At 62.3% G+C, this 22,932-nt stretch carries 16 protein-coding genes; 10 read left to right on the top strand and 6 right to left on the bottom strand.

Going from position 1 to position 22,932, the window contains the following annotated elements; genetic code table 11:
• Positions 1-80 precede the first annotated feature (80 nt).
• Together LMG28727_RS30060 and LMG28727_RS30055 are read right to left on the bottom strand one after the other, a co-directional pair.
• Positions 81-1,166 (bottom strand): porin, encoded by a 1,086-nt coding sequence (locus tag LMG28727_RS30060; protein WP_201645972.1) that lies wholly within the window; start codon positions 1,164-1,166, stop codon positions 81-83.
• Positions 1,167-1,893: 727 nt separating this feature from the next.
• Positions 1,894-2,499: a hypothetical protein gene (locus LMG28727_RS30055; protein ID WP_236592475.1), complete on the bottom strand. Its 606-nt coding sequence runs from the start codon at positions 2,497-2,499 to the stop codon at positions 1,894-1,896.
• 581 nt (positions 2,500-3,080) lie between these two features.
• On the opposite strand from LMG28727_RS30055, the gene LMG28727_RS30050 reads away from it, so the two are divergent.
• The 9 genes from LMG28727_RS30050 (at position 3,081) to LMG28727_RS30010 (ending at position 15,294) form a co-directional block, all read left to right on the top strand.
• Positions 3,081-4,109, top strand: coding sequence for a bile acid:sodium symporter family protein (locus LMG28727_RS30050; protein ID WP_201645971.1), 1,029 nt, complete (start codon positions 3,081-3,083; stop codon positions 4,107-4,109).
• A 273-nt stretch (positions 4,110-4,382) separates the two neighbouring features.
• Positions 4,383-6,230: an EAL domain-containing protein gene (locus tag LMG28727_RS30045; RefSeq protein ID WP_201645970.1), complete on the top strand. Its 1,848-nt coding sequence runs from the start codon at positions 4,383-4,385 to the stop codon at positions 6,228-6,230.
• A 202-nt stretch (positions 6,231-6,432) separates the two neighbouring features.
• Positions 6,433-7,419, top strand: coding sequence for a LacI family DNA-binding transcriptional regulator (locus LMG28727_RS30040; protein ID WP_201645969.1), 987 nt, complete (start codon positions 6,433-6,435; stop codon positions 7,417-7,419).
• On the top strand, positions 7,416-8,699 hold the full coding sequence (locus LMG28727_RS30035; RefSeq protein WP_201645968.1) for an AGE family epimerase/isomerase: 1,284 nt from the start codon (positions 7,416-7,418) through the stop codon (positions 8,697-8,699). The genes LMG28727_RS30040 and LMG28727_RS30035 overlap by 4 nt, the downstream gene beginning before the upstream one ends.
• Positions 8,696-9,604: a carbohydrate kinase family protein gene (locus tag LMG28727_RS30030; RefSeq protein WP_201645967.1), complete on the top strand. Its 909-nt coding sequence runs from the start codon at positions 8,696-8,698 to the stop codon at positions 9,602-9,604. Before LMG28727_RS30035 ends, LMG28727_RS30030 begins: the two co-directional genes overlap by 4 nt.
• Positions 9,605-9,725: 121 nt before the next feature.
• Positions 9,726-9,956 (top strand): hypothetical protein, encoded by a 231-nt coding sequence (locus LMG28727_RS30025; protein ID WP_201645966.1) that lies wholly within the window; start codon positions 9,726-9,728, stop codon positions 9,954-9,956.
• Between the two features lie 72 nt (positions 9,957-10,028).
• On the top strand, positions 10,029-10,274 hold the full coding sequence (locus tag LMG28727_RS30020; RefSeq protein ID WP_201645965.1) for a hypothetical protein: 246 nt from the start codon (positions 10,029-10,031) through the stop codon (positions 10,272-10,274).
• Positions 10,275-10,480: 206 nt separating this feature from the next.
• The gene (locus LMG28727_RS30015; RefSeq protein ID WP_201645964.1) at positions 10,481-11,455 is read left to right on the top strand and encodes an ion channel; all 975 of its coding nucleotides are present in this window, start codon (positions 10,481-10,483) and stop codon (positions 11,453-11,455) included.
• A gap of 251 nt (positions 11,456-11,706) precedes the next feature.
• On the top strand, positions 11,707-15,294 hold the full coding sequence (locus LMG28727_RS30010) for an indolepyruvate ferredoxin oxidoreductase family protein (RefSeq protein WP_201645963.1): 3,588 nt from the start codon (positions 11,707-11,709) through the stop codon (positions 15,292-15,294).
• A 100-nt stretch (positions 15,295-15,394) separates the two neighbouring features.
• On the opposite strand, the gene LMG28727_RS30005 is transcribed toward LMG28727_RS30010, so the two are convergent.
• Together LMG28727_RS30005 and LMG28727_RS30000 are read right to left on the bottom strand one after the other, a co-directional pair.
• Entirely contained in the window at positions 15,395-16,099 is a 705-nt protein-coding gene (locus LMG28727_RS30005) for a copper homeostasis protein CutC (protein ID WP_201645962.1), read from the bottom strand.
• 45 nt (positions 16,100-16,144) lie between these two features.
• Complete coding sequence (locus tag LMG28727_RS30000) at positions 16,145-17,422, bottom strand: sensor domain-containing phosphodiesterase (RefSeq protein ID WP_201645961.1); 1,278 nt, start codon at positions 17,420-17,422, stop codon at positions 16,145-16,147.
• 408 nt (positions 17,423-17,830) lie between these two features.
• On the opposite strand from LMG28727_RS30000, the gene LMG28727_RS29995 reads away from it, so the two are divergent.
• The gene (locus tag LMG28727_RS29995) at positions 17,831-19,486 is read left to right on the top strand and encodes a Na+/H+ antiporter (protein ID WP_201645960.1); all 1,656 of its coding nucleotides are present in this window, start codon (positions 17,831-17,833) and stop codon (positions 19,484-19,486) included.
• 291 nt (positions 19,487-19,777) lie between these two features.
• Here LMG28727_RS29995 and LMG28727_RS29990 read toward each other — a convergent pair whose 3' ends face one another.
• Both LMG28727_RS29990 and LMG28727_RS29985 read right to left on the bottom strand, forming a co-directional pair.
• The gene (locus LMG28727_RS29990) at positions 19,778-21,085 is read right to left on the bottom strand and encodes a solute carrier family 23 protein (RefSeq protein ID WP_201645959.1); all 1,308 of its coding nucleotides are present in this window, start codon (positions 21,083-21,085) and stop codon (positions 19,778-19,780) included.
• A gap of 163 nt (positions 21,086-21,248) precedes the next feature.
• Positions 21,249-22,814 (bottom strand): methyl-accepting chemotaxis protein, encoded by a 1,566-nt coding sequence (locus tag LMG28727_RS29985; RefSeq protein ID WP_201645958.1) that lies wholly within the window; start codon positions 22,812-22,814, stop codon positions 21,249-21,251.
• Between the last annotated feature and the right edge of the window lie 118 nt (positions 22,815-22,932).

The raw sequence follows: 22,932 nt of genomic DNA, 5'->3' as shown, positions 1-22,932 counted from the left end.
ACGACCGGCGCATGACAGCCGGCCGGCACACCCGGCAACTCTTCCGAGCGAGCGAATGTGCGCAGCGGAGGTCGACGCGCCTAGAACTTCGCGCGCAGGCCGACGCCGTACGTATTGCCGCTCGACTGACCGGTGATGTGGTCGTACAGGTACGCGGCGTAGATGTCCGTGCGCTTCGACAGCGGATAGTCGTAGCCCGCTGCCGCCGTCTGACGGGTCTGGTTCGAGCCGCCGCCGTTACGCGAGTACGCGTACGACGCCATGATCGAGCCCGGGCCGAACGGTACCGTCACGCCGCCTTGTCCCGTGTTCACGTGCCAGCTCGTGACCTGCTGGTCGTTGTACGTGTACATGTACTGGCCGTAGAGCTTCACGAACTTGAAGTCGTACGTCATACCCACTTGCCCGACGCTCTGGCTCCTCAGCCCCGGAACGCCCGACGTGTCGAAGCTGCCGAGGTCGCCCGGAACGTTGTTGAAGTTCACGTACTGATACACGGCGGTCGCGGCGAACGCGCCGTGGAAGTACAGCACCTGGCCGCTCCACTTTTTCGCACCGTTCTCGGTCGTGTTGCCGAGCGCGTACATCGCCGTCGCGCTCAGCCCGTTGAAGTTCGGCGACGAGTACGACACTGCATTGCTCCAGCCCGAGTCGCCGGTCACGCCCTGGTCGGTCGTGTAAGTCGGGAACGTGCCGAGGCCGAGGTACGTGTGGTAAATCATCGGCGAGAACACGTACGAGTCGACGAACGGGTTGAACAGAATCGTCGACACGAACAGCGGCGTGGTCAGGCGGCCAGCGGTGAACGTACCGTACGGCGATTCGATACCGACGTACGCGTTACGCGAGAACATCGTGTCGCCCGTGAAGCGGCCGTACTGACCGTTCTGCGCGAGGAAAAAGCCTTCCAGCGCGAAAATCGCCTTGTAGCCGTTGCCCAGATCTTCAGTACCCTTCAAGCCCCAGTACGACGTCGACATACCGCCGCCGGAAACCACTACCGCAGATTTCCCGCCAGGGAATTTCTGCGAGCCGACCCATTCGTCGACCTGACCGTAAAGCTGCACGCTCGATTGCGCAAAAGCAGACGATGCACTGGCCAGCAGAGCGGCACACGCGGTTGCCTTGAGAATGGTCTTCAGCGCACTGCTGTTGCTTGTTTTCATGGGTTCTCCTGTCTTTGTCAAAAAGGTGTGGCTGTGCGAAAGGGGAGCTCGCGCGAACTTATTGTTTGTTGTCCGTTCGATCGTCGAGCCAAACTGGGCGGAACCATCTTTGCGGACCATTTTTATGGACAAAAATATCGTTGGTTATTGCGGGTATATCGGTCTGATTAGTTTTGTCGCTTATCGGCCTGCTATAGCTTGAGTCTTCGACCTCCTGACGGTGTTTCGGTCGGACTCGCTGCGTCGCGCAAAATGGCTGTAAAGCCCTTCCAGACTATGTTCTTAAGAATTCGACGAGATCCAAATGACGCGTCGCCGCAGAGCGGATGAGATTTGACGATGGGAAGGGTTCAGCTGCCGAGAGTTTTCAAAAAAGTGTGGCGTCTAAACGTCACATTGCTTCAGATTGGGGGGGTAGGTGCCGGAGCGGATTAACGCGGAGGGGCGCGACGAGGTAATTGGAACCGCGAAACGGAGCCAATGAGTGCGACGGCAGGAAGGGAGGGAAGGGGTAAATCAGCAGTGGATGTTGGTCGCCCACCGCGCGTCATAGCAGAGCCGGATGCGGCGGATGCGGCGGATGCGGCGGATGCGGCGGATGCGGCGGATGCGGCGGATGCGGCGGATGCGGCGGATGCGGCGGATGCGGCGGATGCGGCGGATGCGGCGGATGCGGCCAATTATCGTGAAGCCCTGGCTAGACGCAATTTAAATCGCGGCCAGCTGGCTAATTACGATACGGCGACCCTTCCGGCTGACGCGGATCGTCATTCTGACGCTGCATCCCACGAGAAGCACCGCGCTCTTCGTTGTAGCGGGCCACGTCCGCACGGATAGACCCCGTGCGCATGGGCGCATTGGCAGGCGGTCGCGGCACCGAACGGGACTCGGCGCTAACCTGCGTGATCGCACCGGCATATTGCATGCGCCCGCGACCATCGTCTGAATAGCGCGACGGTGCTGCTGTCAAACCCCGCACGCTGGGACTATAGACGCCAAAACCATTGCCGCCGCCAAAGCCATTGGCGTAGCCGCCGCCCGCGTAGTTCGGGGCGCCACGCGAAAGGCGTGCGTTGCGGTCCGCCGCTTGATACGGGTTCGGTCTTGCTGCAACTGCACGAGCACCTGAATAACGGCCACCGCCAATCATATTGGCTCGCACGGAACGCTCCTGCGCATGCGAATAACCGCCAGAATGCGCGCCTGAAAATCCACCACCGCCATGCGGCACGCCCGGTCCTTTTGCATAGACGAACGAGCACAGCACGGTGATGACCGCGCCCAACGCCCAGTGCTTCGTTCTCGACAACCCGTCCACCTTGGTGACTCTCATGCCCGAAGACTTGCCTGAAGTCCGCTGTTCGAGCTGCAACGGACTTGTTCTGGGACGTGATGGACGCCGCGTTCAATCTCGCGGCGCGGGGCATCCCGATGGCCTTTGAACCGTAATTTATGGGCGTGGGCGGAGGGTGTCGAGCCAAAAAGTGTTAGGCCTCCTCGCTGGATGTAACACCTTGTTACTGCGACGTTTTTGTGCGACACAGCACTTGCGCGGACGCGCTGAAACCGCTTGGCGACGCGGCTTTTTGCCGGCCTCGGCGGCGATCTCGCGTATGACGAATTGCCGCCGCCCGGTCACCCGTAGTTGTCTGTTTGATCGCCCTTTCCGGCGTCAATTGTCAAAACGGCATGGACCAATCAGACGGCCTCGCCAATACTGAAATGTGGCGCGAGCCGTTGCATCCAATCGCCACGACCGCGCATTCTTAATGCACTACATTCATTAATCAATTCGGCAAATGAATTTGCTTTTTCAATCGATTTTCAACAACAATAGCCGTTTTCCATAGCTTGGGGCGCCGCTTGAGCGTGCGCCTTCCGCGCCAGTGCGCATCACCGAATCGAGATTCCGACATGGCTCGCCCGAAACTGCTTCCCGATAATTTCACCCTGTGCCTGGTCAGCACCGTGATCCTCGCCAGCCTTCTGCCGGTTCACGGACAAGCCGCCGTCGGGTTCAACTGGGTGACGAACGTGGCGGTCGGCCTGCTGTTCTTCCTGCACGGCGCGAAGCTCTCACGCGAAGCGATCGTGGCGGGTGCGACGCATTGGCGGCTCCATCTGGTCGTACTTCTCAGCACGTTCGCGCTCTTTCCGCTGCTCGGCCTCGCGCTTAAACCGCTCCTTTCGCCACTTGTCACGCCGGCGCTCTATGCGGGGGTCCTCTTCCTCTGCACGCTGCCGTCTACTGTCCAGTCGTCTATCGCGTTTACGTCGATCGCCAAAGGCAATGTGCCGGCCGCGGTATGCAGTGCATCTGCGTCCAGCCTGCTCGGCATCTTCATCACTCCCGCGCTCGTCAGCGTCGTCGTGACCAATCAGGCTGCCAGCGGCGGCGCTTCGCCGTGGCATACGGTGGGCAACATCGTGCTGCAACTGCTGGTGCCGTTCGTGGCCGGGCAATTGCTGCGTCCGCTGATCGGCAAGTGGATCGAACGCAATCGCGGCGTGCTGAAGTTCGTCGATCAGGGCTCGATCCTGCTGGTGGTGTACGGCGCGTTCAGCGAGGCAGTGAACGAAGGCCTGTGGCACCAGATTCCGTTGTCCGCGCTCGGCGGTTTGCTGGTGGTGTCTGCTGTGCTGCTCGCGCTCGCGCTCGCCGTGACGATCTTCGTCAGCAAGCGGCTCGGCTTCAACCGCGCGGACCAGATCACGATCATTTTCTGCGGTTCGAAGAAGAGCCTCGCCGCTGGCGTGCCGATGGCCAAGGTCATTTTCGCGTCGCACGCGGTGGGCGCCGTCGTGTTGCCGCTGATGCTGTTCCACCAGATCCAGTTGATGGTGTGCGCCGCGCTCGCGCAACGTTGGGGCGCGCGCGACACCACTGGCGAGACTCACGGCACCTCGCGCGAGCGGGCTGCCGCCGCCGTCGCACGCCGCTGAATACGCACGCAATGCAAACAGAACATTCATAAGCGCCCTCCCTGAGCGTCATTTGAAGAAAGCCGCCTCGTGCGGCTTTTTTGTTATTTCACGCCCAAACGCCGATGCTGTCGCCTCGGCCTGATGACATAAGACGATTCTTGGACAGCCGCAGCGCGCCTCCCCGACTGCCACCCCAGGCACCATCTCAGTGCGCAACTTCATTAAAAATTCACTTAATTTAAAAACAGAAATAGCCGATAAGCCGAAGGTCGATCGCTACGTCCTTCTGCCATGCAACCTCGCTCGTCCCCCCGACCCGCTGCGCCGCGCATCGAGGAGTTGATCGCCCGGCGTGAGCTGTCCGCCGTATTCCAGCCGATCGTCGCGTTCGAAAACGGCGCGATCCTGGGCTACGAAGGGCTGATTCGCGGCCCGGCTGGCACCGAGCTCGAAGCGCCGTTCGCGCTGTTTTCGCAAGCACTTGCGGAGGGCTGCACGATCGCCCTCGAACGCGCCGCCGCGCGCACCTGCATCGAGGCTTTCGCGAGACTCGCTATTGACGGCAAGCTGTTCCTCAACTTCAGCGCGGGCGCGATCCGCCAACTGGCCGCCGCGCGCGAGGACACGCTGGCGCTGCTGCGCGATTACGGCATCGATCCGCAGCGGATCGTGATCGAATTGACCGAGCAAAGCGCCATTCCCGATGTAGCCGGCTTCGCGCCGGTGATCGCATCGCTGCGCCGCACCGGCGCGCAGTTCGCGCTCGACGACTATGGGACCGCGAACGCCAGCATGAATCTGTGGGTGCGGCTGCAACCGGACGTCGTGAAGATTGACCGCTTCTTCATTCACGACATCGCCAGCGACCCGCTCAAGTTCGAGGCCGTCCGCGCGATGCAGCACTTTGCGAACGCGAGCGGCGCGCAACTCGTGGCCGAGGGGATCGAAAACGAAGCGGATCTGATCGTGGTGCGCGACATGGGGATCGGCTACGGCCAAGGATTTTTCTTCGCCCCGCCGCATCCGCTGCCGGCCCGCAAGGTGACCGACAACGCCCGCGACGCGTTGCGCGCGGCTCACATCGCCGTATTCCCCGAGACCACGCGCGCGGTGAGCAGCACGTCGCCGTCGGGCGGTATGGCGTCGGAAAAAATGCTGGTCCGCGCGCCTGCGTTGCCGCGTCACGCCACTAACAACAACGTGCTCGACCTGTTCAACCGCCTGCCCGATCTGCATGCCGTGGCAGTCGTCGAAAGCGGTGAACCGGTCGCGCTGATCAACCGGCGCAGCTTCATGGATCGCTACGCATTGCCGTACCACCGCGAGCTATTCGGCAAGAAGCCGTGCATGCAGTTTGCGAATGCGTCGCCGGTCATGATTGAAAAATCGATGACGGTCGAGCAGATGGCCCGGCTTCTCGCCAGCGACGACCAGCGCTATCTCGCCGACGGTTTCGTCATCACCGAGAACGGCAAATATGCGGGCCTCGGCACCGGCGAAAGTCTGGTGCGCGCGGTTACCGAAGTCCGCCTCGAAGCGGCGCGCTACGCCAATCCGCTGACTTTCCTGCCGGGCAACATTCCGATCAGCTCGCACATTGCACGGCTGCTGGATAACAAGGCCGGTTTCCACGCGTGCTACGTGGATTTGAACCACTTCAAGCCGTTCAACGACCAATATGGCTACTGGCAAGGCGACGAAGTGCTGAAACTCGCCGCCGCCGTGCTCGCCGACGCGTGCGAGCCGACCCGCGACTTTCTTGGGCACGTGGGCGGCGACGACTTCCTGATCCTGTTCCAGAGCGACGACTGGTACGAGCGGGTATTACGCGCGATCCCTCTGTTCAACGAAGGCGCGCAGCGCTTTTACGCGCCGGCTGACCGGCTTGCAGGCGGCATTCACGGCGAAGACCGGCGCGGCAATCACACCTTCTTCGGCTTCGTGACGATGGCGATTGGCTGCGTGCACGTCGAACCTGCGAGCGGCGCGACGCTGTACACCAGCGAGCAGATCGCGACGGTGGCCGCGTTGGCGAAGCGGCGCGCCAAGCACGCGATCAGCGGTTTCGTGCTGATCGACCCGGAAGAAAGCGCTGCGCTGCTACAAGGGCAAATCGAAGCCGCTCCGTTCGACGCCTGACTGGTCAGCGCATCGCATCGCATCGCGGAAGCAGCATGTTTAGCCAATTTTACTAAACAGCATATTCTGGGCCAGCATCAACATCTACGGGTATTTCCGGGTGTCGACAGGCCGCCATACGGGCCGTTCGAGCGGCGTTTTACTATACAATCGCCCGGACCCAAACACCACGCGGCCGCACTCCGGCGTGCCGCTTCATTTGATGGCCACAACCATCCGCGACGTCGCCCGTGCGGCCAGCGTGTCGATCGGCACCGTCTCCCGGGCACTGAAAAATCAGCCCGGCCTGTCCGAAGCTACCCGTGAACGCGTCGTCGAAACGGCGCGGCAACTCGGTTACGACGCGGCTCAATTGCGTCCGCGTATCCGCCGGCTGACCTTCCTGTTGCACCGTCAGCACAATAACTTCGCGGCCAGCCCGTTCTTCTCGCATGTGCTGCACGGCGTGGAAGACGCGTGCCGCGAGCGCGGCATCGTGCCGTCGGTGCTGACTGCCGGTCCGACCGAAGACGTCGTCCAGCAGATGCGCCTGCACGCGCCGGACGCGGTCGCCATCGCCGGCTTCGTCGAACCGGAAACGCTGACCACGCTGGTCGCCATGCAACGCCCGCTCGTGCTGATCGACCTGTGGGCGCCCGGCCTGCGCTCGGTGAATCTCGACAATGTCGCCGGCGCAATGCTCGCGATGCGGCATCTGTTCGAACAGGGACGCAAGCGCGTGGCGTTCATCGGCGGCTCGCTGGCGCACTTCAGCATCGCGCAGCGCGCGCTCGGCTACCGCAAGGCGTTTTTCGAAGCAGGCTTGCTGTTCGACCCGTCGCTCGAATTGACGATCGACGCGGGCCTCGACCCTGACACCGGCGCAGCACGCGCGATGCATCGGCTGCTGGATGCCCCCGGTCCGCGCCCAGACGCCGTATTTGCCTACAACGACGCCGCCGCGCTTGCCGCGCTGCGCGTTTGCCACGCGCGCGGCTTGCGCGTGCCCGAACACATCGCGATCATCGGATTCGACGATATCCCTGCCGCCGCGCATGCCACACCGCCCCTATCGACCCTTTCCGTCGACAAGGAAGCGCTCGGCCGGCGCGGCGTCGAATTGCTGCTTGAAGACGCTCCCGCCGAGCTTGAAGTCCGCTTGCCCGTTCAACTCATTGCCCGCGCCAGTACGCTGGTGAAAACGCCATGACGCAACCTGATCCGCTTCACCCCGCCAACAGCGCCGCTACGGTTCCTCCCGTCGAGAGTTATCGCAGCCGCGACTTTCTGCTCTCGCACGTCGAGGACACGCTGAATTTCTACGCGCCGAACGTGTTCGATCCGAGCGGCGGCTTCTACCATTTCTTCCGCGACGACGGTTCGATCTACGACAGAACCACGCGCCACCTGGTCAGCAGCTGCCGCTACGTATTTAACTATGCGATGGCGTATCGCCAGTTCGGCGACCCGAAGCATCTCGAGTACGCACGCCACGGTTTGCGCTTCCTGCGCGAAGCCCATTGGGACGCGCAGAACGAGGGCTACGACTGGGAACTCGAATGGCGCGACGGCCACAAGCGCACGCTCGACGGCACGCGCCACTGCTACGGCCTCGCGTTCGTGCTGCTCGCGTACTCGCATGCGGCGATGGCCGGTATCGAAGAAGCGAAGCCGATGATCGGCGCCACCTTCGAGTTGATGGAGCATCGCTTCTGGGACGCCGCAGCCGGTCTCTATGCCGATGAGGCGTCGGCCGACTGGCGAGTCAGTTCGTATCGCGGGCAGAACGCGAACATGCACACCACCGAGGCGCTGCTGGCCGCGCACGAAGCCACCGGCCACCTCGTCTATCTGGATCGCGCGGAACGCGTGGCGTCGAATATCACGCTGCGTCAAGCCAAGCTGTCGCAAGGTCTGGTGTGGGAACACTTTCACGCGGACTGGTCGGTCGACTGGCATTACAACGAAGAAGACAGCTCGAATATTTTCCGCCCGTGGGGTTTTCAGCCGGGGCATCAAACGGAATGGGCGAAGCTGCTGCTGATTCTGGAGCGCTTCCGTCCGCTGCCGTGGCTATTGCCGCGCGCCATCGAACTGTTCGACGCCGCGATGACGCACGCGTGGGACGAAGACCACGGCGGCCTTTATTACGGCTTCGGCCCGGACGGCACCGTCTGCGATCACGACAAGTATTTCTGGGTCCAGGCGGAAACCTTCGCGACCGCCGCGCTGCTCGGCAAGCGCACCGGCAACGAGCGTTTCTGGGACTGGTACGACGAGATCTGGCGCTATAGCTGGACGCATTTCGTCGATCACAAATACGGCGCGTGGTATCGCATCCTCACCTGCGACAACCGCAAATACAGCGACGAAAAGAGCCCGGCCGGCAAGACCGACTATCACACGATGGGCGCGTGCTACGAAGTGCTCGCTCATGCGCTGCCGGACAGCGCAGCCACCACGTCCGAGTCCGTGGAGAAAGCACAATGAACGCGACCCCTGAGTTTCCCCTCTTCGTATCGGCCGGCGACATCCTCACCGACCTCGTGCGCACCGGTACGTCGCAATGGCTGTCGCGTCCAGGCGGTGCGGGCTGGAACGTCGCGCGTTGCGTCGCGCGGCTCGGTTTGCCGACGGCGTCCGCGGGTTCGCTCGGCGTCGATAATTTCTCCGACGAGTTGTGGAATGCGAGCGTCGCGGCGGGCCTCGATATGCGCTTCATGCAACGCGTCGAGCGGCCGCCTTTGCTGGCGATCGTTCATCAGACGCATCCGCCCGCGTACTTCTTTATGGGCGAGAACGGCGCCGATCTCGCTTTCGATCCGGCGAAGCTGCCAGATGGCTGGATGACACAGGTGAAGTGGGCGCACTTCGGCTGCATCAGCCTCGTGCGGCAACCGCTCGGCGATACGCTGGCCGCGTTGGCCGCCGAGTTGCGTTCGCGTGGCGTGAAGATCAGTTTCGATCCGAACTACCGGAACCTGATGGAGCACGGCTACGAGCCGACGCTGCGCAAAATGGCGGCGCTCGCCGATCTGATCAAGGTATCGGACGAAGACCTGCGCCTGCTGTTCAAGACCGACGACGAAACCGCCGCCCTCGCGCAATTGCGCGCGATGAACCCGAGCGCGACCGTGATGGTGACGCGCGGGCCGGAGTCGGCGATGCTGATCGACGGTGCAGCGGTCATCGAAGCACGTCCGCCGCGCGTCGAAGTGGTCGACACCGTGGGCGCGGGCGACGCGTCGATCGGCGGCTTGCTGTTCAGCCTGATGACCGCGCCGCAGCGCGGCTGGTCCGAGCATCTCGGGTTTGCGTTGGCGGCTGGCGCAGCCGCTTGCCGGCATGCGGGTGCGCATGCGCCGTCGCTGGATGAGGTGGTTGCGCTGCTGTAATCCTGTTGCCTCGTGCGGCGCGCATTGTGATGGAGATGGCGCGCCGCATGGGCAGGAAACCGATCCTCCGTCATCGTGCTAGGATGAAAAAACCGCAACCTTTGGAAGACGGAGCGACGTTATGGACGACATCACCTACACCAAAGGCATCTACACAGCCGTTGCCTCGATAAAAGAAGTCGGACCCGACACGTGGCAGGGCGTGGTCACCCTCTCGCGCGACGACGGCGAAGCCGACACCGATCACGAGACCAGGCTGCACGAAGTGGAAGCCACCTCGTCGACGCCTGAAGAAGCGCTTGAAGAGGCCAAGGCGCTCGCTCACCGCATCCTCGGGGCAATCGAACTCTAGACGGACCCGACGCACTGGCGCAGCGCCTGTTGCGATGCGCCGCCCTGCATCAGCTATCGGCCGGAGGCAATCATGGCTGAACAACTCTTCCTCTACGGCGTGTACTCGATACACGTCCGTCCAATCGAACTTAACGGTGCGCGCTGGGACGCGGAATATGAAATCCGCCATCGCGAGAAAGCCGTTAAGTCATGGACAACGATTGGCGGTGACGGCGGCTATAGCGACGAAGCCGAAGCGGTAGCGGCCGCGCATCAACAGGCGGTCGACGATATCGAACAGGGCGCGGGTATTCCGACGCCGCGAGCGTTTCCGTAGCCGGTTGAACGAGACGGCAACGCTGGTTCGACGCACGGCCGCGCGATGCGCGCAACCTGTACACGACATGGCAACACGCGCCTGTAAGCGCCGTCGAAACATCGCTTTCCCGGCTCGCTGCCCGCGCCGCAAACTCGCCGAAAATCCCCTTCCGCCGACAAACCGGCGTGCTACGCTGTGCCCGGAATGATCCCCACGAGCACGCGATGTCCACCGAACCTCAAGACCGTCTGTCCGGCTTCGACAACGCCGAAGCGAGCGCCAGAAAGCGTCGCCCGCGCGGCAGCCGCGAACTGCGCCTCGACGATCGCACGGTGATCGAGCATGGCATGCCCACGCCGCTCTGGCAGGATCTCTATCACCGCGCGCTGGTGGTTCGCTGGCCGATGTTTTTCGTCTCACTCGCGATGCTGTTCCTGTTGCTCAACACCGCGTTTGCCACGCTCTACATGCTCGGCGACGGGTCGATTGCCAATCAGTTTCCCAAGGGTTTTGGCGGCGCATTCTTCTTCAGCGTCGAGACCCTGGCGACCGTCGGCTACGGCGACATGCATCCGCAAACCCTCTACGCACACTGGATCGCCACGCTGGAAATCTTCGTCGGCATGTCCAGCATCGCGTTAGCGACAGGTCTGATCTTCGCGCGCTTTTCGCGGCCGCACGCGAAGATCGTGTTTGCCAGCCGGGCAGTCGTCCGGCCTCTTGACGGCCGCATGACGCTGATGGTGCGCTCGGCCAATGCACGTCAGAACGTGATCGCCGAGGCCCGCGCCAAGCTGCGGATCATGCGCCAGGAGGTCTCAATCGAAGGCTTTCCGATGCGCAAGCTTTACGACCTGACGCTGGTGCGCGATCAGCATCCGGTCTTCAAGCTGGGCTGGTTGGTGATGCATGTGATCGACGAAAGCAGCCCGCTCTTCGGTGAGAACACCGAGACGCTCAAAGCTCGCGACACGACACTGCTGCTGACGCTCGAAGGGGTCGATGAGTCGACTTCGCAAACCATGCAGGCTCGCCATCTGTGGACGTCCGAGCAGATTTTCTGGAATTACCGTTTCGTCGACATCATGAGCGAGCAGGACGGCGTGAGTCATATCGACTATTCGCATTTCGACGAGATCGTGCCGCTCGACGCGGCACCGCTCGCCGCCGATGTCACGGCGAGAGCTGCGGCACAGTAAAACTGCGGTGCCTGAAGCGGCGCACCAACCCGCCCAATCGCCCCAGGGCATACCCGAAGCCCGCCGCCGCATGGCGAATCCACCTCAAAACTTCATTAAAACGTGTGGCTCTTCGCGCTCATTCAACTGCTGCGTATCAAAGTAGGAATAAATCACTCTAATCGGCGCTAAAAAATAGAGTCTCTTCCGCCGCGTCACTCTGTGGTCCCCAATCCATCGCGCGCGGACGCACAACAAACGGAGACTCACCCATGACCGCTCGCCTGCCCATCGACGGCACGCCCGCACTGGCCGATTACAAGCTGTCCGACAATCTCACTGCATCGCGCGGCCGGATCTTCCTGACCGGCACGCAGGCGCTGGTGCGCGTCGCGTTGATGCAGCGCGCGCTCGACAACGCACACAGGATGAACACCGCTGGTTTTATCAGCGGCTATCGCGGCTCACCGCTCGGCATGGTCGATCAGCAGTTGTGGAAGGCGAAGAAACTCCTGACCGCGAGTGATATTCGCTTTCTGCCCGCCATCAACGAAGAACTCGGCGGCACCGCGGTACTCGGCACGCAGCGGGTGGAGTCGGATCCGGAGCGCACCGTCGAAGGCGTCTTTGCGATGTGGTACGGCAAAGGCCCTGGCGTCGATCGCGCCGGCGATGCACTGAAGCACGGCAACGCGTATGGCTCGTCGCCGCATGGTGGCGTGCTGGTCGTGGCGGGCGACGATCACGGCTGCGTGTCGTCGTCGATGCCGCATCAGAGCGACTTCGCGATGATGGCCTGGCATATGCCGGTGGTGAATCCGTCGAATATCGCGGACATGCTCGAATTCGGTTTGTATGGCTGGGCATTGTCACGCTTCTCGGGCGCGTGGGTCGGCTACAAGGCGATCTCCGAAACAGTCGAATCCGGTTCAACCGTCGATCTCGATGCGCTGCAAACCGAATGGAGCGTGCCGCAGGATTTCGCCGCGCCGGCCGGCGGTTTGCATAATCGCTGGCCCGATCTGCCGAGCCTGACAATCGAAGCGCGGATGCACGCGAAGCTCGATGCCGTGCGTCACTTTTCGCGCGTGAACAGCATCGACAAATGGATCGCACCGAGTCTCCATGCGAACGTGGGGATCGTCACGTGTGGCAAAGCGCATCTGGATTTGATGGAAACATTGCGCCGCCTCGATTTGACCGTCGCCGACCTGGAGACTGCCGGTGTGCGGATCTACAAAGTCGGTCTGTCGTTTCCGCTGGAGATGACGCGTATCGACGAGTTCGTGTCGGGCTTGTCTGAAGTACTGGTGATCGAAGAGAAGGGTCCGGTCATCGAGCAGCAGATCAAGGACCATCTGTACCACCGCACGCAAGGCACGCGGCCGATCGTCGTCGGAAAAAATGCGGAGGATGGCACGCTGCTTCTGTCGTCGCTTGGCGAATTGCGGCCGTCGCGCGTTCTGCCGGTGTTCGCGACGTGGCTCGCGAAGCACAAGCCTGCGCTGGATCGCCGCGAACGTGTGGTCGATCTGGTTGCGCCGCAAATTCTGTCGAATGAAGCAGATAGCGTGAAACGTACGCCGTATTTCTGCTCAGGGTGTCCGCACAATACATCGACCAAAGTACCGGATGGTTCGATCGCACATGCAGGAATTGGCTGCCACTTCATGGCGTCGTGGATGGAGCGTGACACCACCGGTCTGATTCAGATGGGCGGTGAAGGGGTGGACTGGGCATCGCATTCGATGTTCACGAAAACGCGTCACGTATTCCAGAATCTAGGCGACGGCACTTACTTTCATTCGGGCATTCTCGCGATCCGCCAGGCAGTCGCGGCGAAAACGACCATTACGTACAAGATTCTTTATAACGATGCCGTCGCGATGACGGGCGGACAACCGGTGGACGGCAGCATCTCCGTTCCGCAAATCGCGCGTCAGGTAGAAGCGGAGGGTGTATCACGCTTCGTCGTGGTCAGCGATGAACCGGAGAAGTACGACGGTCATCACGATCTCTTTCCGAAAGGCACCACGTTCCACCATCGCAGCGAGATGGACGCCGTGCAGCGCGAATTGCGCGACACCGACGGCGTGACCGTGCTGATTTATGACCAGACCTGTGCGGCGGAAAAACGGCGTCGCAGGAAGAAAGGCGAGTTTCCCGATCCGGACAAACGTCTGTTCATCAACGAAGAAGTCTGCGAAGGCTGCGGCGATTGCGGTGTGCAGTCGAACTGTTTGTCGGTGGAGCCGGTTGAGACGGCGGTAGGCCGCAAGCGCCGGATCGATCAATCGTCATGCAATAAGGACTACTCGTGCGTGAACGGCTTCTGCCCAAGCTTCGTCACGGTGGAAGGCGGCAAGTTGAAAAAAGCCGCAGGCGTCGCGTTCGATCCGCAAGCACTCGCCGCCCACATTGACGCACTGAAGATTCCCGCGACGCATCTCGACGCCGCGCCGTACGACATTCTGGTGACGGGCGTCGGCGGCACGGGCGTCGTGACGGTGGGCGCATTGATCAGCATGGCTGCGCATCTGGAGGGCAAAAGCGCGTCGGTGCTGGACTTCATGGGCTTTGCGCAAAAGGGCGGCTCGGTGCTGTCGTTCGTTCGTTTTGCCGCGCGTGATGAATGGCTCAATCAGGTTCGCATCGACACACAACAGGCCGACGTGCTGCTCGCCTGCGACATGGTAGTGGGTGCCAGTGCCGACGCATTGCAAACGGTGCGTCACGGCCGCACGCGGATCGTCGTCAACACGCACGCGATTCCGAACGCGACCTTCGTGACGAACCCCGACGCGACGTTGCACGCCGACGCATTGATCGACAAGATGCGTCACGCTGCGGGACCGGAGCGCATGTCGACGTGCGACGCGCAAGCGCTCGCCACGCGTTTTCTCGGCGATACGATCGGCGCGAATATCCTGATGCTTGGCTATGCGTGGCAACTCGGCCTCGTCCCAGTGTCGTTCGCTGCCTTGATGCGTGCGATCGAATTGAACAACGTCGCGGTGACGATGAATCAACTGGCGTTTTCAATCGGCCGCATGGCTGCCGAAGATCCGGCTGCGCTGGAATCGCTGTGGCAGGCGCGGCATCTGCCGAAGCAGGCGGCGAGAGTCGATACGCTCGACGAACTGATCACGCATCGCGAAGGGCGTCTGCAAATTTACGGTGGCGCAGCGTATGTGACGCGTTATCGCGCGCTGGTCGATGCGGCGCGTCGTGCAGAACGTGCGGTGAATCCGCAAAGCGAGCGCGTGACGCGTGCAGTGGCCACGACGTTCTATCGACTGCTGGCGGTGAAGGACGAATACGAAGTCGCGCGACTGCATACGGATGCTGCTTTCCGTGAGGCACTTGAAGCGCAATTTGAAGGCGTAGCGGGTAAAGACTTTGGCATCAAGTTCAACCTCGCGCCGCCCACGCTGACGCGAGCCCAACCTGGCGTCAATCCGACCAAGAAAGTTTTCGGTCAATGGATGTGGCCGGTGCTCGGCATGATGGCGAAATGGCGTGGTTTGCGCGGCACGCTGTTCGATCCGTTTGGCCGCACGCTGGAGCGCAGGATGGAGCGCGAACTCGCTGACGATTACGAAACCACGTTGCAACGCGCACTCGCGAAACTCAACGCAAATAACCTGGAAGACGTGGCCAAGCTCGCCGATCTGCATGCGCGTGTACGCGGCTACGGTCACGTAAAGCTAGCGAACCTGGCGGGAGTGAAGCGGGGTGAGCGTGATCTCGCTGCGAGCTTGCTGATCGATGCGGCGACCGGTGAAGCGGTGAAAAAGTCGTTGCAGGAGATGAAGGGTGCGGGTCAGTTGCGTGGCATTCCAGTGGTCGTGGCCAAGTAGTTTTTCGCGCGCACGCAGGCCGTGATAAGAAAAATGCCGCTTCGAGTTCTATTCGAAGCGGCATTTCAATTGCGCTTGGGTCTTTTCCTTGCGTGGCAAGTTAGTTACCTGATGCTCTATCTAGAAGCGTTCTAACCTGCGTGACCTTTGCGGGATCCACAGGCGCAAGACCGTTGCTGCCCACGCGAACGCCTGAACCGAAATGCACGGCTTCAACTTGCGTTCTCGTCACGAAGCCTTCAATAGCTTCGACCGTTAAACCCGCACCGGCGAGCACGGTGCAATGCGATCCGTCGGCCTGCCGTACCAGTTCGCGGATCGAGTCTTCCGCGCTCAGCACCGAAGCTTGTCCGCCGGATGTCAGCACGTTCGTCACCGCATCAAAACCAAGCAATACGTCCAGCGCTTTTCGTCGATCACGCGTTTCGTCGAACGCACGATGGAAGGTGATCGCGAGTCCACCGGCAGCATCGATCGCGCGCGCGAGGCCTTCGCGGTCGATCTCGTTTTCAGCATTCAACATGCCGATCACGGCACCGTTCGCGCCCGCTGCTTTCACGGCCCGTAGGTCGCGCAGCATGACGGCGTAATCGTCGGCGTCGTAGACGAACGAGCGGCTATGCGGCCGCACGATCACGTTCACCGGGATATCGACCGCCGCCACCACCGCTTCGATCACGCCCACGCTCGGCGTCAGGCCGCCCTCGCCCATCGCTGTGACAAGTTCGATACGGTTAGCGCCGGCCTGCGCGGCGAGACGCGCATCGGCAACGGTCGTGGCAATGACTTCGAACAGGATGGACATAGGCGCGGCGGGTGTCGTTAGAACTGCGGTTAAAGCGACATCATCTCAGAACCGCTCTTCGTCCACCCAATCGATATCGCCGCACAACACGCAAGTCTGATCGCCGACGCGTGTCGCTACCGACAACGTCACGCACGGCAACGCCTCGTTGATCGACAGATAAGGTCGCGTCACATGCACGCGTTCGGGCGCGTTGATCGCATCGCGGAAGTACGGTCGACGCAACCAGTTCGCGCCTTGAGCATCGGCCAGCGGCAAGAAGCGCGTCTCATGCGCCGCGCGATCCGCTCGCAACACGACGTTGCGGCCCGCCTGCCGGCCCTTGGCGTCGAGCAGGAAACAACGCGCGGCGTGGTCGAGCGCGAGAAAATTCCAGCACACCTCTTCGAGCGGCTCGCCAGCGGCAAGCCGCTCGGCCGCGCGCTCGAAGGCCCGCAAATACGGCGCCAAACGGGTTGCGCTGCGCCGCTCGCGCGCGTCGGCCAGATCGCGATAACGCTCGGTGAGTTCGCTGATGCACGTGGTCGCATGCATGGCATCGGCTGCACCGGGGTTCGGTCTACCGAAGAAAAAACCCTGCACGAAGTCGGCGTTGCACGCGAGCGCCATCTGCGCTTCATGCTCAGTCTCCACGCCTTCGATCAGCACCAGCTTGCCCGCCTCATGGAGTAACGCGACCAGTCCCGGCAAAATTGTCGCCATATCCGCACGATGCGCCGCATGCGAGAGCATCACGCGATCGAGTTTCACGATGTCGGGATTCAACTGCCAGATCCGTTCAACGTTCGAGTGGCCTGCGCCGAAATCGTCGAGCGCGATCAGGAAGCCGCGCTCGCGAAACTGACGTACCGCTTCGGCGAGGCGCTCCAGGTCTTCAGCACGCTGTTCGAGCACTTCGAGCACGATGCGCCGTGGCGGCAGATCGAGCCGCCGCAGCGTGGCCAGCAGCGCGGCAGACAGATACGGATCGGTGAGCGCGCCCGGATGCACGTTCAGAAACAGCCATTCGCGCTCGGCGCCGAGCACCTTGAAGTTCTCCAGATGCAGCGTCTGCGCGAGACGGTCCACCTGCAGCACATCGCCGACGCGCGCCGCCTCGCCGAATACGTCGAGCGGCGACACGGGACGATCGAGCGCGTCGTGCGCGCGCAGCAAACCTTCGTAACCGACCGCCCGCATATGCGACAGGCTGAAAATCGGCTGAAATACGCTCGTCAGTGTCAGCTCGCCATGCTGCACTGAAAAACGCTGAAGCCCCGATGTCACCTCGACATCGAAACCATGCGGCACGGTGGCCGTTCTGTCCTGTTGCGCAATCGTCATGCAGTCCTCTCACGCAAGAGCCGGCCCGGTCCGAACGCGGAAGCGAACAACCTCGGCGCCGTTTCTCAAATGTGCGTCATCGCTACTGCTTAAGCAAGCTCCATGCGCACGCTGGCGCACATTCCAATTCACTTTCGACCGAAGATTGCACCGACGAAAAGGTTCGTGCGCCGAGCGTGGGCGTGACGCGCACCGTTGCGGTGCGTCGAGCCCGGCTGACGCGTCCGGACCGCGCCTGCCACGCTTGGCACCGCCGCATTCGCGCGCAGCCTCATGCATGCGATGCAAGCCTGACATTTGCCTTTCCCGTCCTCGGGCTAAACTTCGGCTGGCCCCTCGTGAACGTAACGCGGCGGCATCGTCGAAAATCTCCGAGCAAGTGATCGTTATATCCCTAGAAATAGACCGATGGAAATAGTATTTACCGTATTGATCCTTCTGCTCGCCGTCGCTGCCTCCGGCGTGCTGACGCGCTCGTTGCCGTTCAAGCTGCCGCTGCCGCTCGTGCAAATCGCAATCGGCGCGTTGCTCGCGTGGCCGAAACTCGGCTTGCATGTCAGCTTCGATCCGGAAATCTTCATGTTGCTGTTCATTCCGCCACTGCTGTTCGCGGATGGCTGGCGCATTCCCAAGCGCGAGTTCTTCATGGCACGCCGCTCGATCCTGATGCTCGCGCTCGGTCTCGTGTTCGGAACTGTGCTGGTGGTCGGCTACTTCGTGCACGCGCTGGTGCCGGCTATTTCGCTGCCGGTCGCGTTCGCGCTTGCGGCCGTGTTGTCGCCGACCGATGCGGTGGCGTTGTCAGGCATCGTCGGCAAAGGCAGCATTCCTGGACGGCTGATGCATATCCTCGAAGGCGAGGCGTTGATGAACGACGCGTCGGGTCTGGTCGCGCTGAAGTTTGCGATCGCCGCGGCAATGACCGGCGTGTTTTCGCTACGCGACGCGTCGATCAGCTTCGTGATCATCGCTGCGGGCGGCCTTGCGGTGGGCGCCGCCGTTAGCTGGCTGTTCAGCTTCGTATCGGCGCATTTTTTCAGCCTTACCGAAGAAGGCGATCCGGCACCCGGCGTCGTGATGACGCTGCTGATTCCGTTCGCCGCCTATCTGATCGCCGAGCGCTTCGAGTTGTCGGGCATTCTGTCCGCCGTCGCCGCCGGCATGATGATGAACTACTCGAGCGTCGCGACCGAAGGACCGGTGTCGTCGCGGGTGCGCGCCGCCAGTACGTGGACGATGATCGAATTCGTCTTCAACGGCATGGTGTTCATTCTGCTGGGGCTGCAGTTTCCGCACATTCTCGGCCGTGCATTGCTCGACGCGCACGAAACCAGCAACACGCAGGTCGGTTTGCTGATCGGCTACATCGCGGCGGTCGCGGTCGCGCTGTACGCGATGCGCTTCGTGTGGGTGTGGCTGCTACGCTGGTTCGCGAGCCGTGGCGCGGCCAAGCAGGGGGTGGCGAACGCGGTACCCGGCTTGCGCATGGTGTCGGTCACGACGGTGGCCGGTGTGCGCGGTGCGGTGACGTTGGCGGGCGTGTTGTCGCTGCCCGAATTGTTGCCGGACGGCACACCGCTGCCGGGTCGCGATCTGGCAATTTTCATCGCGTCAGGCGTGATTCTGTTGTCGCTGCTCGTCGCAGTCGGAGTATTGCCGGTGTTGTTACGCGGCTGGCGTCGCGGCAAGGACCCGCATGCCAAAGAAGAAGCGTTGGCGCGCACGATGGCCGCCCAAGCGGCGATTCGCGCGGTCGACGAAGTCCACGATACCGAATGCTCGAATCTGGAGGAATCTGAAGCCGCCTATGCAGCAGATGTCACCGCTCGTGTGATGGACCTCTACCGGCGCCGCCTCGCGACACTCGATGAAGAGCAGGAACCGCGAGAAATGGCACGCCGCGCCGATGCGCTCGAGTTCAGGATGAAGCTGGCGGCGATGCGCGCCGAGCGCAAGACGTTGCTGGCGCTGCGCAACAGTCAGGAGATCAACGATGAGACGTTGAACAAGCTGATGCGCGAAGTGGACTTGTCGGAGACGGCGCTGACGGCACGGAAGAAATAGCGTGTGGTTTGTGGCGTCGGCGCACGAAACTTATTGCTGCGCGAATTCGGCGAGATTGATTTGGCGCGCCCTCACACGAGTGACGCGAAGCAAGTAGAGCGCGAGTCCCCGTGCCGGAAAATAAAACGCGTCGCGCGCACCTATTGAGCGCCCCTGCTCTGCAGCACGGATTGCACGACCTCACTAAAAAGATCGACCGTGTGACGGCTTCTGCTACGGCCCGGGCCTGTTCCGCAAAAACCGGATACACGCCCGCGCCGCTCACTCTCCCGCTTATCGCGGGGCAAACAATCAGGCCACCGGCCCTTGCGCCGACTTCTTCCTCAGCAACGCATACAGGATGATCGCGCCAAACGTCGCGGTACCGATACCGCCCAGACCGAAGCCACCGAGCTTCAGTGAAAAATCCCCTGCGCCGAGCACGAGCGTGACGGCTGCGACGATCAGATTACGGTTGTCCGAGAAATCCACCTTGTTGACGACCCAGATGCGCGCGCCCGTCACCGCGATCAGCCCGAACACGACAATCGACACACCACCCAGCACCGGTCCCGGAATCGTCTGGATCACCGCGCCGAATTTCGGCGAGAAGCCGAGCACCAGCGCGATCACGGCGGCAATCACGAACACCAGCGTCGAGTAGATTTTGGTCACGGCCATCACGCCGATGTTCTCCGCGTACGTCGTCACGCCCGTGCCGCCAGCGAAGCCGGAAAGGATCGTCGCGAGTCCATCGCCGAGAAATGCGCGGCCGACATAGCGATCGAGGTTCTGGCCGGTCATCGCGCTCACCGCCTTGATGTGGCCGAGATTCTCCGCGACCAGGATGACTGCGATCGGCGCGAGCAGCGCCATCGCCTGCGGCTCGAATACCGGCGACGTGAAATGCGGCAGGCCGAACCACGCAGCATTGGCGACGACCGAGAAATCGATCGGCTTACCCATGCCGAGGCCGTTCGTGACGATCGCGTAAATCACATACGCCATCAGCAAACCGATCAGAATCAGCAGACGCTGCATCATGCCGCGGGCAAACACCGCCACCGCGCTCACGCACAGCACGGTGACCAGCGCCATCCACGAATCGAAGTTGCTGCCGCTCACGCCGTGCACCGCGATCGGCGCGAGGTTCAGACCGATCACGCAGACAATCGCGCCGGTGACGACCGGCGGCATCAGCGTTTCGATCCAGCCTGTGCCGACCGCCGACACGATCAGCCCGATGATCGCGTACACCACACCGCACGCGATGATCCCGCCCAACGCGACCGGGATGTTCAGATTCGGACCGTGGCCGCCGTAGCCCGTCACGGCGATCACGAGACCGATGAACGCAAAGCTCGAACCGAGATAGCTCGGCACGCGTCCGCCCACCAGCACGAAGAACAGCAACGTGCCGATGCCCGACATGAAGATGCAGAGGTTCGGATCGAAGCCCATCAGCAACGGCGCGAGCACGGTCGAGCCGAACATCGCGACGACGTGCTGAATGCCCATGGCGAACATTTGTGGCCACGCGAGGCGCTCGTCGGTGGCGACGATGCTGCCCTCGGCAGCGGCAGGCTGGCGGCGCCAGCGCGGGAAGTAGGAATCGGCCATGGCGGGGGTTCTCCTCTATTCGGCGTGTTTTGTGCTGAGCGGCGGCCGGGAAAACCGCTGCTCAGGAATTAGGCGCGAGTGTACGGAGTGCCATTGGGCGTGGCAAGCGCGGCGAAAAGCCGACGTGTGCCCGTCGCGCGCTGGTCGCGACTACCGCCGACTTTTACCCCCGCTTCGCCTCCAGCGAAAACACCGTGACCGCCGCCTGCAGCTGCCTCGCCTGGCTCGCCATCGACGCCGCCGCAGCCGCCGCCTGCTCGACCAGTGCCGCATTCTGCTGGGTCACGTCGTCCATCTGCGCGACCGCGCGATTGACCTCCTCGATGCCCGTGCTCTGCTCCTGCGAGGCCGACGAAATCTCGCCCATGATGTCCGTCACGCGCTTCACCGCATGGGTGACCTCGGCCATCGTCTGACCGGCCCGCTCGGCGAGCTCCGCGCCGCTGCCCACGCGTGCCGTCGAGCTTTCGATCAACTCCTTGATCTCTTTCGCCGACACCGCACTGCGCTGCGCAAGCGAGCGCACCTCGCCCGCGACCACCGCAAAGCCGCGCCCCTGCTCGCCCGCGCGTGCCGCTTCGACTGCCGCATTCAACGCGAGAATATTGGTCTGAAACGCGATCCCTTCGATCACCGCGATGATGTCTGTCATCCGCTTCGAGCCGGCGGCCAACTCGCGCATGGTGTCGACCACATCGCCCACCAGCCCGCTGCCGCGCACCGCCACTTCCGACGCGCCGTGCGCCACGCCGCCCGCCTGCTGCGCATTCTCGGCGTTCATCTTCACGGTCGACGTTAGCTCCTGCATGCTCGACGCGGTCTGCTGCAACGCAGCGGCCTGCTCTTCGGTGCGCTGCGACAGATCCGTGTTGCCCTGCGCGATCTCGCCCGAGGCCAGCAGGATCGACTCGCTCGATTCGCTGATTCCCGACACGATGCCAGCCAGCCGCTCGCGCATGTTGCGCAGCGCGAACAGCATGCTGTCGGTGTCGCCTGCGCGGGTGTCGACGCGTACGCTCAGGTCGCCGTCTGCGATACGGTTGGCGATGTGCATCGCGTAGCCCGGCTCGCCGCCGAGTTGCCGCGCGAGACGGCGAGCGATCATCGCCGCGAGCAACGTGCCCGCGACAATCGCGCCCAGCACCAGCATGCTCATCACGATCACCATGTGCTGATAATCGGCGGTCGCTTCCTGCTGCGCGTCGTTGGCTTGCTGACGGCGATAGTCGATCAGCGCGGTGATCCGGTCACGCAACGCTTCGCTCGACGCAATCGCGCGGCGCACCAGTTCAGCGTTATCGACGCCCGCGGGAATCGGCTCCAGCCCGATCTGCTGATGCACGATGCTCTCCCACGCGGCGGATTTGCTCATCACGTCGTCGAACAGCGCCTGGCCCTTACCCGCTTCGATCGTCGCGCGATACGCGTCGTCCGCGGCGTGCATCTCCTTCAGCGAGCCCACAATGCCATCTTTCAATTTCTGACGAGCGGCGTCGTCGGCGGCATAGCCGAGATTCGCGGCGGCGAGATCGGAGTCGATCTTGTGGCGGTTCGCCTCTTCCATCCAGTAGAGGCCATCCATGTGCTTGTCGCAGATCGCGTCGGTGATCGCATGCATCGACGACAGTTTGCTCAGCGACATCCCGCCGATTACGACGCAAAATCCGATCACCACGGCAAACGCCAGCAGCAGCTTCCTGAATACAGTCATCCGGTCGAACCACTTCATCTCAGCATCCTTCACAAGTCGCGACGGCGGGTCGCTCAGGCGGCCACGCAATCGCGAACATTTCGCGATTTATCGGATACGTGGCAACGTGCCTCACTCCTTTACGGCGGCGATCCGC

The organism is Paraburkholderia metrosideri, from assembly GCF_904848625.1.
Classification (GTDB): Bacteria; Pseudomonadota; Gammaproteobacteria; order Burkholderiales; family Burkholderiaceae; genus Paraburkholderia; species Paraburkholderia metrosideri.
This window is presented reverse-complemented; position numbering and strand designations above follow the sequence as displayed.

Bases quoted from the DNA above. Each gene is read 5' to 3' on its own strand.
- LMG28727_RS30040 (WP_201645969.1), top strand. From the start codon at position 6,433: ATGGCCACAACCATCCGCGACGTCGCCCGTGCGGCCAGCGTGTCGATC.
- LMG28727_RS30010 (WP_201645963.1), top strand. From the start codon at position 11,707: ATGACCGCTCGCCTGCCCATCGACGGCACGCCCGCACTGGCCGATTAC.
- LMG28727_RS29985 (WP_201645958.1), bottom strand. From the start codon at position 22,814: ATGAAGTGGTTCGACCGGATGACTGTATTCAGGAAGCTGCTGCTGGCG.
- LMG28727_RS29990 (WP_201645959.1), bottom strand. From the start codon at position 21,085: ATGGCCGATTCCTACTTCCCGCGCTGGCGCCGCCAGCCTGCCGCTGCC.
- LMG28727_RS30015 (WP_201645964.1), top strand. From the start codon at position 10,481: ATGTCCACCGAACCTCAAGACCGTCTGTCCGGCTTCGACAACGCCGAA.
- LMG28727_RS30025 (WP_201645966.1), top strand. From the start codon at position 9,726: ATGGACGACATCACCTACACCAAAGGCATCTACACAGCCGTTGCCTCG.
- LMG28727_RS30055 (WP_236592475.1), bottom strand. From the start codon at position 2,499: ATGAGAGTCACCAAGGTGGACGGGTTGTCGAGAACGAAGCACTGGGCG.
- LMG28727_RS30050 (WP_201645971.1), top strand. From the start codon at position 3,081: ATGGCTCGCCCGAAACTGCTTCCCGATAATTTCACCCTGTGCCTGGTC.
- LMG28727_RS30035 (WP_201645968.1), top strand. From the start codon at position 7,416: ATGACGCAACCTGATCCGCTTCACCCCGCCAACAGCGCCGCTACGGTT.
- LMG28727_RS30060 (WP_201645972.1), bottom strand. From the start codon at position 1,166: ATGAAAACAAGCAACAGCAGTGCGCTGAAGACCATTCTCAAGGCAACC.
- LMG28727_RS29995 (WP_201645960.1), top strand. From the start codon at position 17,831: ATGGAAATAGTATTTACCGTATTGATCCTTCTGCTCGCCGTCGCTGCC.
- LMG28727_RS30030 (WP_201645967.1), top strand. From the start codon at position 8,696: ATGAACGCGACCCCTGAGTTTCCCCTCTTCGTATCGGCCGGCGACATC.
- LMG28727_RS30000 (WP_201645961.1), bottom strand. From the start codon at position 17,422: ATGACGATTGCGCAACAGGACAGAACGGCCACCGTGCCGCATGGTTTC.
- LMG28727_RS30005 (WP_201645962.1), bottom strand. From the start codon at position 16,099: ATGTCCATCCTGTTCGAAGTCATTGCCACGACCGTTGCCGATGCGCGT.
- LMG28727_RS30020 (WP_201645965.1), top strand. From the start codon at position 10,029: ATGGCTGAACAACTCTTCCTCTACGGCGTGTACTCGATACACGTCCGT.
- LMG28727_RS30045 (WP_201645970.1), top strand. From the start codon at position 4,383: ATGCAACCTCGCTCGTCCCCCCGACCCGCTGCGCCGCGCATCGAGGAG.